The organism is Pseudomonas entomophila, from assembly GCF_029478665.1.
Classification (GTDB): Bacteria; Pseudomonadota; Gammaproteobacteria; order Pseudomonadales; family Pseudomonadaceae; genus Aquipseudomonas; species Aquipseudomonas entomophila_F.
Genome location: NZ_JARPQB010000016.1, coordinates 1 through 12,957 on the forward strand (window position 1 = coordinate 1; position 12,957 = coordinate 12,957).

Genomic DNA, 12,957 nt, shown 5'->3' on the forward strand with positions numbered 1-12,957 from the left:
CACAGGTCAGATGGCCTGTGCTGACTTGATCGGAGGTTCCCTAGCCTATTTTGATTTGTTTGCGAATTTTAAAAATAATTCCGCATTTTCCTTAACAATAAATGTGCCCAGCTCAGTAAGGTTGCGATGTTCGACAAAGCTGTAGTCCAGTTTTGCTGTGCTGAATTGCGGATCGAAAGAAAATTTACCTCGATCAAACATGTTTCTCAAAAAGCCGGGTTGGTTATAGCGTTTTTTGGCGGCCACTTTATCGAATGCAGCGACCGATTTTAGCTTCACGTAAAGTATATCTGGAACCTTGCTGTTGCCTGAGATAAGGTGCAGCGGTTCGTTCGCCCGGTCGAGGTCCTTGATGACAAAGTCGGGCTGCGGAATGTGATTGCGTTGCATTAGCGTGCGCAATCCTTCGAATTTCTGGCGTGTGCTGCCTTTGTCATTGAATTCTGGGTCGTGCTCGGCGTCGATTGCAATAATATACCCGCATCCACGATTTACAAGTGATTCAATTCCAAGGTTGTTGTAATGCCCGCCATCGGCAACGTCTAAACGATCAGCGAGTGGTGGGTTGGTTGTCGGTGTTTTTTGTCCGAGCGTGAAGTTTATTATTTCGCGGCTCAGTCCGTGCCCAGATACCTCATTGCCTAATCCAGGAATGTGTACTGCTACTGCGGCACCGGAAATGGCAATGGCGTCACGAATTCGAATGGTTTCATCATCAGCAAGCATGCTTTGGGTGTCTAGATAACCCAGAGAGCGAGAGCCGCAATACAAACGGGTCATTTCGAAACATTCTTGCGTGATGTCAAAAGTGTTGGGTCGTCGAAAATTCAAGGTTCCGTTGATAATTAAAAAGGGGCGGTCATTATCTTTGATTAACGTTGGGTCGTTGAGCGGGTTGTAGCGCCCATAATCGCCATATTCGCGAAGGAAGGTTTTCGCAAGAAGTCGTCCAAAAAGATCGCTGATGCTATTGTTGTCTGGGCGGGTAAGCGCAGCTTCTTCGATAAGGCGAAGTGGGTTTGTCAACAAGGACTCAAAGCCCTCTTCAATAAAGTTTGCACGATCGTCCGGGACGTTGAAAAAATAGTCTAAGTTTTCAGCCATCGAAAAAGGTGTGGCGATCCAGGATCCACCGGAAACGGCAGAGAGATAATCTATTTTTTTCAGGACTCCTATTTCGTAGAGGCCACGGAGGATGCCGTAGCAAAAAATCGCCGAGCGATAACCTCCGCCAGAAAGCGCGATGCCCAGTGTGTCTTTATCCTTGTTGTTTCGTTTTAGTGCGTTTTTCTCTGGCCAATTTTTGGCGACATCGACTCCTAGCCTTCCAAATTTTGCGTTGTATGAGGGTGTGTAGTTACTGTTTTTTATTAAGTTTTTTGTCGCCATTTCTCAAGCTCCTTTTTCGTTAATTCCTGTGTCAGGCATTGCGTTGGTCTCCGAGTGCCGGGGGGGCTCGAAAATGCAGGTTAAGATGTATTTTCTTGTCGTTTTATTGAATTTTTCGAGCAGTGTCGGCGTACCGCCCACACTCGTGCTCCTGTGGGCTTGTTTTATGAGTTTTAGTTGGTGTTGTTGTTAAGTGCTATTGGGTGCATGGCTGAATGCAATATTTTCTCGAGTGTTTTATGTGCTCGTCTCTTCCTTTTTGTGATGAGGTTCTTCGCGTGCCTGCTCAGGGAATTGGATTGCTTGGTGTTTGTGCCGAAGAAAGCTCTGGCAGTGCCCCTTGGAAGAGGTTTAGATTCAGTTGAGGCATCTGTCAAGATGAAAGCGGTTAGCCAAATGAATCTGCTTTTTTCATTGGAAGCCCTCTCTCTTAAGGGCGAGCATATCGTGGCTTTCGAGCTCGGGTCATGGGAGAGGATTGGTTTTTAGTTTTTTTTACTATAAGGTTGATAGCGCTCAAGATTATGATGTGTTCGTTTACATGAAGTCGCTGTTGCGGTCGCCAAGATTTGTCCGGCCATTTGTATAGGTTGGATCATTGCGGATAATGGTTGTCGCCCAGGTTGATGTACTTGTTGAGGGGGTCGCCACATGGCTGGCCAGTTGATATTGTCCCGTGTCGATAAGTGGCAGGGGTTTGATCTGCCGCTGTGTGAAAAAGCGTGGTTTCGATAATGTTTTGCATGAAGTTCTGACCGAACTGCTGAAACAGTTTAAGGGGCGCCTAAATGGCCAGAAAGCCACTCCCAAGAACCTTGCTGAGATCTTCCCGGACATGTGGGGGTGCGATGACCAGCAGCGCTGACATGTATGACAGCGCTATACAGAGTGAAATCTACCAAGCGGCCGATCACTTGAGCGATTGCGCCAGGGAAATCTGCACGGGTTGATTGACAGCGACGAGTACCTGTTTACCCTGGCGTCTGCACCTGCGAACACACCTTGGTCTGGCACCGGGGCAAGCTTAAAGGCGCGGGAGGCGGAAGAGGGCGACATTCATGAGGTTTCTCAAGGTTAAGTGGAATCATGCGCATGCCGATGAGCCGCACCTGATATTCCAAGAGGTGGACGGTGATTCCTGGGGGACCAGGAAGGTCGAGTTATTCAAAGGCGGGGCAGTGTGTGGTTATGCATCCAAGGCGGCAGATGTGGGCGATTCGATTCTCAGTGACCAACCCATCCCGAGCATTGAGGCAATCTATGCGTCTAGCGAGTTCGATGCAGAACCCATCACACAAGAGGAATTTGAACGGGTCTGGATAGGGGCACTCAATGCTCGAGGGATGCAAGCGTGATGACGGGTAGAGAACGCGTCTTTGCGTGGTTTGAAATCTGCGTTCAACCATTTGCCGAGTGGGCGTCGACCTTGGGGGGGACGCCATGAAGCGACTGAGGTTCAAGGCAACCCTGGCCGATCTTGCCGAGCCCCATGCGGGTGGCGGCTGTTTGCTGCCTGATGATCTGCACTGGCCCGTGGACAGCAAAGGCGACCCCCAGCTCCACCTGATGACGATTCCCACCGCCTGGGTTGAAGAGGGCAGTGAGGGTTGGTTGTCGTTCTTTACCCCCTACGATCGGGAAGACACTTACCTGCACTGGGAAACACTCACAAGCGAAGCGGGTAATGCCTCGGTCGTGCTCCTTCACGATAACAGCGGCACCGCTAGCAGTGGCGGCCATGACGCACTCTCGCCCGCGCACACGATCCAGTTGGAACTCACGGACGAACCTGAACCCTGCCGGCACTTCACGTCTCGCGTGAGCCAGCACATTGCCTGGCTGCAGGACCGCGAGCAGGTTGAAGGGCACGCATGCCGGATGATGGTCAATGGCGATGATTTCGATGTGGGGCTTGCCGGGGCGCCGGGGGTCTTTTCCGATGGCGTGGTCTATGTGTTCTTGAGTACTGACTTCCACACGCAATGCAGGCCAGGCGCGTGCGGCCTGCTGACGTTCCAGTTTTCGTGATCGGGCTTGATGGATGACAAGGGGTTGCCATGAGTGGTTTTGAGCTCAACAAAATCTACCGGATAGAGGACGTTGTTCAGTGGGTAAGGAGCAGGGAAGACAGGCAGCATATCTACGCGCTCTATGCTGAGCAGGACACGGATGAGCTGGTACAGGGGATGAGGGTGCTTGTGGGGGAAACCCCCTCCTTTGACGAGGATGACAATGAAGTCATGCCGCTAGTTGTGCAGACCCTTGGGTTTGAGTTCTGCTACGCGTGCGATCAATTCCAGGATGTCATCGACCTGGCCTTGTCGCAGGACGCGGGAGTGACCACGCATACGTTGATCGAATGCTTGAACCACTACGCCATCCATGACGATTTTCTGGACGTTTATCCTTGAATGGGAGTGTGCATGGCGGTCGCTGAAAGCAGCCCCTTCAAGGTCCTCTTCGATGCCATGCAGGCGGCACAAGGGCCGAAGGTCAGAAAGACGCTGTACGTGTTGTCCCGGGCGTTTGATGATGCGTCCTGCGAGTTGGATACACCGCAGCTTGCCGTCGACTTTGTCGTTGCTGTGTTCGCTTCGTGCACATTGTGTGACAAGCCAGGCATGAGCCACCTGGTGGAGCAGGTGGGGTGGGAGTTCCATCGCTATGATGACGCGCAGAAGCAGCAGATCTATCGTGTGCTGAGCGAAACCTACCCCCACTACCAGGACGGAGCGTTCTGCTGGCGGGTGTGCGATTTGGTCGCGCGCCAGTACACGTCACGGCAGGCCATGGACTTCTTCAAACGCCAATCCAAGGCAGCGGCTGGTGAGGGGAGAAAGGGGATCGATGCGGGCCTTCAGGTTATTGCCAGGAGTGAACAGCACAATCGGAGCATGTTGGCCCAGATTCAACAGCTCAAGAGTCGTCGCTAGGGAAATGCCACGGTAGGTGGGGTACGGTCAGCTTCCGCAGTGCCCATGCAGTTGCCTGGGAAGCAGCCAAGAAGTCTTCTGCGCCTATCAGATCGAGCGCCGCCCGCGCGGCGCATCGCGGATGAATCCGCTCCTACATCATCGGTTGCAACGTGCCGCACCTGTCAGGCCATGGTTGCCAGCCTTGGCGCATGGTTTGAACAAGGCGGTCCCGGTACCCTGGCCCGGAAAAAACCTGTAGGAGCGGATTCATCCGCGATACGCCGCAGGGGCGGCGCTCGATTTGCGCACCACCACAAAAACCGCTCACCCCCCCACCACCATCACCGTCTGCAACCGCGCCAACGCCCCGCCCTCCCGCTCCCGCTCGAACACCTGCACCGACACCTCCATTCCCCCACCCGCCAAGCGCACCACCCGCTGCTCACAACGCAACCGCAACCGCCCCTGGTCACACTCGACCTGCCGCACCCCGGGCTTGGGGTCGCCCTCCAACCGCGCCTCGGCCAGCCGCCCCTGGGCCGCCAGCAGCGCCAGCGACTTGTCCCGCAGCAGCCCATTGCCCTGGGTCATCAGACCGGTCGCGCGCACGGCAGCGGCCATGGCCACCGCGACGATGGTCAGGGCCACCAGCACTTCAATCAGGGTGAAACCCGCCTGGCGGTTGCGCACGGGATGAGCTCAGGGCAAGGGAAAGCCGCACTGTAGAGCGCCTGGGTGACGGTTTGACGACGCCGACTCCCGAGCTTTTTCAATATCCGTGACATACCCGCTTGCCACAATCGGCCCCCGACTCGAACTCACGCAAGGAATGCCGAGATGCAGATCACCCGTCGCAGCGCCAGAGGCCGCCGTTTCCGCCAGCGGGGTTTCACCCTGATCGAGATCATGGTGGTGGTGGTGATCCTCGGGATCCTCGCGGCGATGGTGGTGCCCAAGGTGCTCGACCGCCCCGACCAGGCCCGCGCCACGGCGGCGCGCCAGGACATCGCCGGGCTGATGCAGGCGCTCAAGCTCTACCGCCTGGACAACGGTGGCTACCCGAACCAGAACCAGGGCCTGAAGGTACTGGTGGAAAAACCGGCCCAGCCCAAGGAAGGCCAATGGCGCGCCTACCTCGACCGCCTGCCCAACGACCCGTGGGGGCGCCCGTACCAGTACCTGAACCCCGGCGCCAATGGCGAGATCGATGTGTTCTCCCTCGGCGCCGACGGCCAGGCCGGCGGCGACGGGGTGAACGCCGACCTCGGCTCCTGGCAGTTGTGACCGGCCATGGCGCGCCAGGACGGCATGGCGGTGATCAGCGCCTTGCTGATCGCCGCAGTGGTGGCGGTGATCGCCGCCGGGATGATCGAGCGCCAGGGCCTGCTGACCCGGCAGGTGGAGAACCGCCAGCTGGCGGTGCAGGGGCAGTGGGCATTGCAGGGGGGGCTGCAACTGAGCCGGCAACTGCTGGCCGAGCAACGCCAGCGCGATCCGCTGGTGCGCGCGGGTCAGCCGTGGGCACGGCCGTTGCCGGACATGGCGGCGGGCAATGTGCTATTCGGTGGCCAGTTGGAGGACGAGCAGGGCAAGTACAACCTGCGCAACCTGGTGGTCGATGGCCGAGTCGACGTTGAGGCGCTGGCGACCTTCCAGCGGCTGTGCGCGCTGATCGGTGTCGAGGCGCGGCTGGCCTCTGCCATCAGCGAGCGTGTCATCGACAGCTATCCCCGGCAACCGGCCACCCCGGTGGCGCCGCAACAGGCAGGTTTCGACAGCGGCCGCCTGACGTCGCCCGCCAGTGCCAGTGCACCACTGCCGGCCAGGCAGCCGATGATGGGCAGCCTCGATGCCCTGGCCTCGCTCAAGGGCATGAACACGCAAACGCTGCAGCGCCTGCGCCGGTTCGTCACGGTGTTGCCGGCGCTTACCTGGATCAATGGCAACACCGCCAGCGCCGAGGTGCTCGCCGCCCAGGTGCCGGGGCTGTCGCTGCAACAGGCCGCCGCGCTGGTGGCCGAGCGCGATGGCGGGCGCTGGTTCGTCAACCGTGGCGACTTCGTCAACCGCCTGCGCATGCCGCAACTGGCGCAGGCCAATGTGCGGGTGGGGATCAACAGCGACTGGTTCCGCCTGCACGGCCAGGTGCGCCAGGGGCAACGGGTGCTGCGCATGCAGGCGCTGCTGCGCCAGCGCGAGGGGCGGTTGCCGGATGTGGTCTGGACACGGGTGGGCGCATGAGCACGCTACTGGACGTTCAACTGCCACCGCTGGTCGAGCTTGGGCCGGCATCGAGCCTCGACTATCGCCTGAGTGATCGCCAGGGTCGCACCTTGGCCACAGGCAGCGCCGAGCGGGCGCAGCTACTGCGCGAAACCAAGGGCGCCGGCTGGCGCCTGCACCTGCACGAGGATGACAGCCTGGCCCTGGCCGTCACTTTGCCGCCACTCACGGGCAAGCGCTTGAGCGCGGCGGTGCGTTGTGCGGTGCAGGGGCTGGTGCTGGGCGATATCGGGCAGGTTCATGTGGCACACGGGCCGCGCCAGGGCGATGGCCAGGTGGCAGTGGCCTGGCTTGGGCTGGCTCAGTTGGCCCAGTTGCAGGCATGGCTGCAGGGCGGGCGGATCCGGCCACAAGGGGTGTTCACGCAGTCTGCGGAGGATCGGCCGGTGGTGGACCTGGGGGCAGGCTTGCAGGGGCCAACCCACACGCTGGACGTGGGGCGCGCCGTGGCGGTATGGAGCGTGGCGGCGCTGGTCTGGTGCCTCGGTTTGAACCTGCATGCCATGCAGTTGGCCAGCGAAGGCGAACAGTTGCGGGCGCGGATGGTGACCCAGGTACGCACGGCGTTCCCGCACTTGCCGGTGGTACTCAACCCGTTACAACAAGCGCGTCAGCAGTTGCAGGGCGGACAGGGTGCCACGGGCACCGGATTGGGTGCATTGCTCGACGGCGCAGGCAAGGCCATGCCGTTTCTCGCCGGCAACGTCGTGGCGCTGGACTTCGCCGACGGCGAACTGCGCATCACACCCTTGGCCGAGGGGCGCAAGGCGCCGGTCGACACGGCCTGGCAGGCGCAGCTCGCCGCCCAGGGCATCGAGGCCAGCGCTGGCGAACAAGGCTGGACACTGCGCGTTGGCAGCGCCGCGAACGAGGCCTTGGCCCATGTCGATTAAGGCGCGCATCAACGGCCTGCGCGGGCAGGCGCGGCAGCGTTGGCAGGCCTTGGCCCCGCGTGAGCGGCGTGCCGTGGCGCTGGCCGCCGCGGTGCTGGGCAGCTTCTTCTGCTGGCAAGTACTGGTGGCGCCGGCGCTTGCTCGCATCGAGCACTGGAACACAGAAACCCCCAAGCTGCGCAGCCAGGCCCAGGCCCTGGACGCCTTGCTTGGGCAACGCCCGGCCGACCTTGCCGGCGCCCTGGCCCAGAGCCTGGACGAGGCCGGCCTGCGGGCGCATTCACAACTCGACGCCGAGGGTGACGGCTGGCACCTGGCCTGGCGGCAGGCCCCGGCCGAACCGGCCATGGCCTGGTTGCAGCACATTCCCCCGCGCCTGGGGCTCACCATCGGCCAATTGAGCTTGCGCCGCGACCCGGGTGGCGACAGCGGCCCGGTGACGTTTTCCGGAACCCTTCGCATGGATCAGGCGCACGGCGCTAAGGACCCTTCATGACGTGCACTGGATCGCCACGCATTCTTTCTCGGGCACTGCCGTTGGCACCCCTGGCCATGGCCCTGGCCCTCAGCGCCTGCGCCAACGTGCCGGCTGCGCACAAGCCCCTGGCCAGCAGCGAGCTCGGCCAGCCCCTGGCCCAGGTCGACAGCAGTTCGACCGCGCTGGACCTGCACACCCAGCCCGGCGCAGGGGTACGTCAGGCCGTGCGCCAGGTGCCGCCACGTGTCGGCCAGCGGCATAGTCGTGGCACGCCCGCGCCAGTGGCCGGCAACCCGCTGGGCGACCAGCCGGTGCAACTGAACTTCGTCGACGCCGATATCCAGGCGGTGGTGCGCGGCCTGTCGCGGGCCACGGGCCGGCAGTTCCTGGTCGATCCACGGGTCAAGGGCCAACTGACCCTGGTCTCCGAGGGCGGAGTGCCGGCCAGCAAGGCCTACGGCATGCTGCTGGCGGCATTGCGCATGCAGGGTTTCAGCGTCGTCGACGTCAACGGCGTGGCCCAGGTGGTGCCCCAGGCCGACGCCAAGCTGCTGGGGGGCGCGCTGGTGAGCGGCGACCGCGACGCGGGCAACGGCATGGTCACCCGTACCTTCCGCCTGCAGTACGAGAACGCGGTCAACCTGATCCCGGTGCTGCGCCCGATCGTCTCGCCGGACAACCCGATCAACGCCTACCCCGGCAACAACACGATCGTGGTCACCGACTACGCCGAGAACCTCGAGCGGGTGGCGCAGATTCTCGACCGCGTCGACATCCCCAGTGCCCTCGATACCGACGTGGTGGCGATCCACAACGGCATCGCCAGCGACATCGCCAGCATGGTCGGCGAGCTGCTCGACAGCCAGGGCGCCGACCCGACGCAGAAGATCAGCGTGCTCGGCGACCCGCGCTCGAACAGCGTGGTGATCCGCTCGTCCAGCCCCGAGCGCACCCAGCTGGCGCGGGACCTGATCTACAAACTCGACAACGCGCAGAACAGCACCGGCAATCTGCACGTGGTGTACCTGCGCAACGCCCAGGCCGACAAGCTGGCCCAGAGCCTGCGCGGGCTGCTCACTGGGGAGAGCGACACCACCAGCGACGGCGCCCGGGCGCTGCTTAGCGGTGGTGGCATGCTGACAGGGGGCAGTAACAAGAATGGCAGTGCCAGCAACAGTGGCACGTCGCAGAACAGCAACGGCAACACCGGCAGCCTGAGCCGGGGCAATGGGCAAGCGGGCGCGACCACGCCCAATGGCTACGGCAACGGCACGCAGCAAGACGACCAGGGCATCGCGTTCTCCGCTGGCGGCGCGACCATCCAGGCCGACAAGACCACCAACACGCTGCTGATCTCCGCGCCCGAGCCGCTGTACCGCAGCCTGCGCGAGGTCATCGACCAGCTCGACCAGCGCCGCGCCCAGGTGGTGGTGGAGAGCCTGATCGTCGAGGTCGGCGAGGACGACGCCAACGAATTCGGCATCCAGTGGCAGGCCGGCAACCTGGGCAAGAACGGCCTGTTCGGCGGCGCCAACCTGGGCGGCAGCGGCCTGGGCAAGGGGCCCACCAGCATCGATGTGCTGCCGCCGGGGCTGTCGGTGGGGGTGGTCGACGGCACGGTGAAAATCCCCGGCGTCGGCGCGGTGCTCGACCTCAAGGTGCTGGCCCGGGCACTCAAGAGCAAGGGCGGCAGCAACGTGCTGTCGACGCCCAACCTGCTGACCCTGGACAACGAGGCGGCGAGCATCTTCGTCGGCCAGACGATTCCTTTCGTCAGCGGCCAGTACGTCACCGACGGCGGTGGCAACAGCAACAACCCGTTCCAGACCATCCAGCGCGAGGAGGTGGGCCTGCGCCTGAACGTGCGCCCGCAGATCTCCGAGGGCGGCACGGTCAAGCTCGATGTCTACCAGGAGGTCAGCAGCGTCGACCAGCGCGCCTCCAGCGCCGCCGGCACGGTGACCAACAAGCGCGCCATCGACACCAGCATCCTGCTCGACGATGGCCAGATCATGGTGCTGGGTGGCTTGCTGCAGGACGGCTACACCCAGAGCAACGAAGGCATCCCGTGGCTGTCGAGCCTGCCGGGGGTGGGCGCGCTGTTTCGCAGCGAGCGCCGGGCCAGCAACAAGACCAACCTGATGGTGTTCCTGCGGCCCTACATCGTGCGCGACGCCAATGCCGGGCGCAGCATCACCCGCAACCGCTACGACTTCATCCGCCGTGCCCAGGGCGACCTGAAGCCCGAGCACTCGTGGGCGCTGCCGGACATGGACATGCCGTTGCTGCCGCCGGTGGAGCAGGGGGTGCCCGATCAAGGGCGTGCGCCCCGTGCGTCAATTCGTGCGGTGCCGGTGGACGAGGTCGCCCGATGAGCCGCCTGCCATACGCCTGGGCCAAGGCCCAGCGCCTGGTGTTGCAGGCCAGCGGCGAGGAGGGCGCGCGCCTGGCGCGCTGCCCGTCGAGCCCGGGGTGGGCGGTGGCGGAGGTGCGGCGGCGTTTTGGCCAGGTACCGGTCGAGGCGCTCAGCGACGCGCAGATGGACGAACTGCTGGTCAGCGCCTATGCCGACACCGGCAGCGCCGCGGCGGTGGTGGGGGCGGCGGAGAACGAGGTCGACCTCGACCGCCTGTTGCAAGACATGCCCGAGGTCACCGACCTGCTCGAAGCCCAGGACGACGCGCCGGTGATCCGCATGATCAACGCCTTGCTCACCCAGGCCGCGCGCGACCAGGCCAGCGATATCCATATCGAGCCGTTCGAGAGCCACTGCCTGGTGCGCTACCGGGTCGACGGCACCCTGCGCGATGTGGTCTCGCCGCGCAAGGCACTGCACGGGGCGCTGGTGTCGCGGATCAAGATCATGGCGCAGTTGGACATCGCCGAGAAACGCCTGCCCCAGGACGGCCGCATCGCCCTGCGGGTGGCCGGGCGGCCGATCGATATCCGCGTCTCCACCGTGCCCACCGGGCATGGCGAGCGGGTGGTGATGCGCCTGCTCGACAAGCAGGCCGGGCGCCTGCGCCTGGAGGCGCTGGGCATGGATGCGGCGCTGCTGGCGCGGCTCGACCAGCTGATCCGCCAGCCCCATGGCATCGTCCTGGTCACCGGCCCCACCGGTTCAGGCAAGACCACCAGCCTGTACGCCGCCCTGGCGCGGCTGGACGCCAGCGTCAGCAACATCCTCACCGTCGAGGACCCGGTGGAGTACGACCTGCCGGGGATCAGCCAGATCCAGGTCAACGCGCGCATCGACATGAGCTTCGCCGTGGCCCTGCGGGCGATCCTGCGCCAGGACCCGGACGTGATCATGATCGGCGAGATCCGCGACCTGGAGACCGCGCAGATCGCCGTGCAGGCGTCGCTGACCGGGCACCTGGTGCTGGCCACCCTGCACACCAACGACGCGGTGTCGGCGGTCAACCGCCTGGTCGACATGGGGGTGGAACCGTTCCTGCTGGCCTCGGCGCTGCTCGGGGTGCTGGCCCAGCGCCTGGTGCGCCGGCTGTGCCCGCATTGCCGCGAACCCGACCCGGCGACGCCGGGGCAGTACCGCGCAGTCGGCTGTGCCCACTGCAACCAGTGCGGCTACAGTGGGCGCACCGGCATCCACGAGCTGTTCTGCGTCGACGACGCGGTGCGCAGCCTGGTGCACCAGGGCGCCGACGAACAGGCCCTGCGCGCCGCCGCCCGGCGCAATGGCATGCTCAGCCTGCGCGAGGATGGCCAGCGCTGGGTCGACGATGGCAGCACCTGCCTCGAGGAAATCCTGCGTGTCACCCGGGACGCCTGATGAACCGTTATCGCTATGAAGCCGCCGACGCCCAGGGCCGCCTGGTCAATGGCCTGCTGGAGGCCGACAGTCCGGCCGCGGTGATGGCCCAGTTGCGTGCCCTGGGGTTGACCGCCCTGGCGGTGGAGCACCAGGCCGTGGCCGGCCAGGGCGGTGGCCTGTTCAGCGCGAAGCTGTCCGATGGCGACCTGGCCTGGGCGACCCGCCAACTGGCCAGCCTGCTGGCCGCCGGGCTGCCGCTGGAGGCGGCGCTGGGGGCGACCCTGGAACAAGCCGAGCGCAAGCACATCGCCCAGGTGCTGGGCGCCGTGCGGGCCGATGTGCGCAGCGGCATGCGCCTGGCGGACGCGCTGGCCGAGCGGCCACGGGACTTTCCGGATATCTACCGCGCCCTGGTGGCGGCGGGCGAGGAGTCCGGCGACCTGGCCCGGGTCATGGAGCGCCTGGCCGACTATATCGAGGAGCGCAACACCCTGCGCGGCAAGATCATGACCGCGTTCATCTACCCCGGGGTGGTCGGGCTGGTGTCGGTGGGGATTGTCATCTTTCTGCTCAGCTACGTGGTGCCCCAGGTGGTCAGCGCCTTCACCCAGGCGCGCCAGGACTTGCCTGGGCTGACCCTGGCCATGCTTGCAGCCAGCGACTTCGTGCGCGCGTGGGGCGTGTTGTGTTTCGCCCTGCTGGCCGGGGTGTTCTGGGGTTGGCGCGTCTACCTGAAGGCGCCAGGGCCACGGTTGGCCTGGCACAGGCAGGTGTTGCGGCTGCCATTGATCGGGCGTTTCGTGCTGGGTCTGAACACCGCGCGCTTCGCCTCGACCCTGGCGATCCTGGGCAGCGCCGGGGTGCCCTTGCTTCGCGCGTTGGAGGCGGCGCGCCAGACCTTGGGCAACGACTGCCTCGACCAGTGTGTCAGCGAAGCCACGGCGCGGGTGCGCGAGGGCGTGGGGTTGGCGTCGGCGCTGGCGGTCGGCAAGGTATTCCCGCCGTTGCTGATCCACCTGATCGCCAGCGGCGAGAAGACCGGCGACCTGCCGCCGATGCTCGACCGGGCGGCCGACAGCCTGGCCAAGGATATCGAGCGGCGGGCGATGGGCATGACGGCGTTGCTCGAGCCGCTGATGATCGTGGTGATGGGCGCGGTGGTGCTGTTGATCGTGATGGCGGTGTTGATGCCGATCATCGAGATCAACCAGTTGGTGCAGTGAC

At 63.6% G+C, this 12,957-nt stretch carries 13 protein-coding genes; 11 read left to right on the forward strand and 2 right to left on the reverse strand.

Features of this window, described 5'->3' with window-relative positions:
- Positions 1-45: 45 nt before the first annotated feature.
- Positions 46-1,389 (reverse strand): patatin-like phospholipase family protein, encoded by a 1,344-nt coding sequence (locus P5705_RS10700; RefSeq protein ID WP_277460815.1) that lies wholly within the window; start codon positions 1,387-1,389, stop codon positions 46-48.
- Between the two features lie 1,058 nt (positions 1,390-2,447).
- Between P5705_RS10700 and P5705_RS10705 the strand changes: the two genes are divergently transcribed.
- From P5705_RS10705 to P5705_RS10720, 4 genes are all read left to right on the forward strand, one after another.
- Positions 2,448-2,744 (forward strand): DUF6881 domain-containing protein, encoded by a 297-nt coding sequence (locus P5705_RS10705; protein ID WP_277460816.1) that lies wholly within the window; start codon positions 2,448-2,450, stop codon positions 2,742-2,744.
- A gap of 85 nt (positions 2,745-2,829) precedes the next feature.
- Complete coding sequence (locus tag P5705_RS10710) at positions 2,830-3,417, forward strand: DUF1963 domain-containing protein (protein ID WP_277460817.1); 588 nt, start codon at positions 2,830-2,832, stop codon at positions 3,415-3,417.
- Between the two features lie 29 nt (positions 3,418-3,446).
- Entirely contained in the window at positions 3,447-3,800 is a 354-nt protein-coding gene (locus P5705_RS10715; RefSeq protein WP_277460818.1) for a DUF7716 domain-containing protein, read from the forward strand.
- Between the two features lie 12 nt (positions 3,801-3,812).
- Positions 3,813-4,322: a hypothetical protein gene (locus P5705_RS10720; protein WP_277460819.1), complete on the forward strand. Its 510-nt coding sequence runs from the start codon at positions 3,813-3,815 to the stop codon at positions 4,320-4,322.
- A 306-nt stretch (positions 4,323-4,628) separates the two neighbouring features.
- Here the strand turns inward: P5705_RS10720 and gspI are convergent, their stop codons facing one another.
- Positions 4,629-4,994: a type II secretion system minor pseudopilin GspI gene (gene gspI / locus P5705_RS10725; protein WP_277460820.1), complete on the reverse strand. Its 366-nt coding sequence runs from the start codon at positions 4,992-4,994 to the stop codon at positions 4,629-4,631.
- 147 nt (positions 4,995-5,141) lie between these two features.
- Here gspI and gspG point away from each other — a divergent pair, with 147 nt between their 5' ends.
- Genes gspG through gspF form a run of 7 tightly spaced genes read left to right on the forward strand, consistent with a single transcriptional unit; the run spans position 5,142 to position 12,956 of the window.
- Positions 5,142-5,588 (forward strand): type II secretion system major pseudopilin GspG, encoded by a 447-nt coding sequence (gene gspG, locus P5705_RS10730; protein ID WP_277460821.1) that lies wholly within the window; start codon positions 5,142-5,144, stop codon positions 5,586-5,588.
- 6 nt (positions 5,589-5,594) lie between these two features.
- Positions 5,595-6,545, forward strand: coding sequence for a type II secretion system minor pseudopilin GspK (gspK, locus tag P5705_RS10735; protein WP_277460822.1), 951 nt, complete (start codon positions 5,595-5,597; stop codon positions 6,543-6,545).
- Complete coding sequence (gene gspL, locus P5705_RS10740) at positions 6,542-7,480, forward strand: type II secretion system protein GspL (RefSeq protein WP_277460823.1); 939 nt, start codon at positions 6,542-6,544, stop codon at positions 7,478-7,480. The genes gspK and gspL overlap by 4 nt, the downstream gene beginning before the upstream one ends.
- On the forward strand, positions 7,470-7,976 hold the full coding sequence (gspM, locus tag P5705_RS10745) for a type II secretion system protein GspM (protein ID WP_277460825.1): 507 nt from the start codon (positions 7,470-7,472) through the stop codon (positions 7,974-7,976). Before gspL ends, gspM begins: the two co-directional genes overlap by 11 nt.
- Positions 7,973-10,333, forward strand: a complete 2,361-nt coding sequence (gene gspD, locus P5705_RS10750; protein WP_277460826.1) for a type II secretion system secretin GspD — start codon at positions 7,973-7,975, stop codon at positions 10,331-10,333. Before gspM ends, gspD begins: the two co-directional genes overlap by 4 nt.
- Entirely contained in the window at positions 10,330-11,751 is a 1,422-nt protein-coding gene (gene gspE, locus P5705_RS10755; protein WP_277460827.1) for a type II secretion system ATPase GspE, read from the forward strand. Before gspD ends, gspE begins: the two co-directional genes overlap by 4 nt.
- The gene (gene gspF, locus P5705_RS10760; protein WP_277460828.1) at positions 11,751-12,956 is read left to right on the forward strand and encodes a type II secretion system inner membrane protein GspF; all 1,206 of its coding nucleotides are present in this window, start codon (positions 11,751-11,753) and stop codon (positions 12,954-12,956) included. The genes gspE and gspF overlap by 1 nt, the downstream gene beginning before the upstream one ends.
- The last annotated feature ends 1 nt before the right edge of the window (position 12,957 follow it).

Coding starts and splice junctions, on each gene's coding strand:
- P5705_RS10700 (WP_277460815.1), bottom strand. CDS start 1,389: ATGGCGACAAAAAACTTAATAAAAAACAGTAACTACACACCCTCATAC.
- P5705_RS10705 (WP_277460816.1), top strand. CDS start 2,448: ATGAGGTTTCTCAAGGTTAAGTGGAATCATGCGCATGCCGATGAGCCG.
- P5705_RS10710 (WP_277460817.1), top strand. CDS start 2,830: ATGAAGCGACTGAGGTTCAAGGCAACCCTGGCCGATCTTGCCGAGCCC.
- P5705_RS10715 (WP_277460818.1), top strand. CDS start 3,447: ATGAGTGGTTTTGAGCTCAACAAAATCTACCGGATAGAGGACGTTGTT.
- P5705_RS10720 (WP_277460819.1), top strand. CDS start 3,813: ATGGCGGTCGCTGAAAGCAGCCCCTTCAAGGTCCTCTTCGATGCCATG.
- gspG (WP_277460821.1), top strand. CDS start 5,142: ATGCAGATCACCCGTCGCAGCGCCAGAGGCCGCCGTTTCCGCCAGCGG.
- gspK (WP_277460822.1), top strand. CDS start 5,595: ATGGCGCGCCAGGACGGCATGGCGGTGATCAGCGCCTTGCTGATCGCC.
- gspL (WP_277460823.1), top strand. CDS start 6,542: ATGAGCACGCTACTGGACGTTCAACTGCCACCGCTGGTCGAGCTTGGG.
- gspM (WP_277460825.1), top strand. CDS start 7,470: ATGTCGATTAAGGCGCGCATCAACGGCCTGCGCGGGCAGGCGCGGCAG.
- gspD (WP_277460826.1), top strand. CDS start 7,973: ATGACGTGCACTGGATCGCCACGCATTCTTTCTCGGGCACTGCCGTTG.
- gspE (WP_277460827.1), top strand. CDS start 10,330: ATGAGCCGCCTGCCATACGCCTGGGCCAAGGCCCAGCGCCTGGTGTTG.
- gspF (WP_277460828.1), top strand. CDS start 11,751: ATGAACCGTTATCGCTATGAAGCCGCCGACGCCCAGGGCCGCCTGGTC.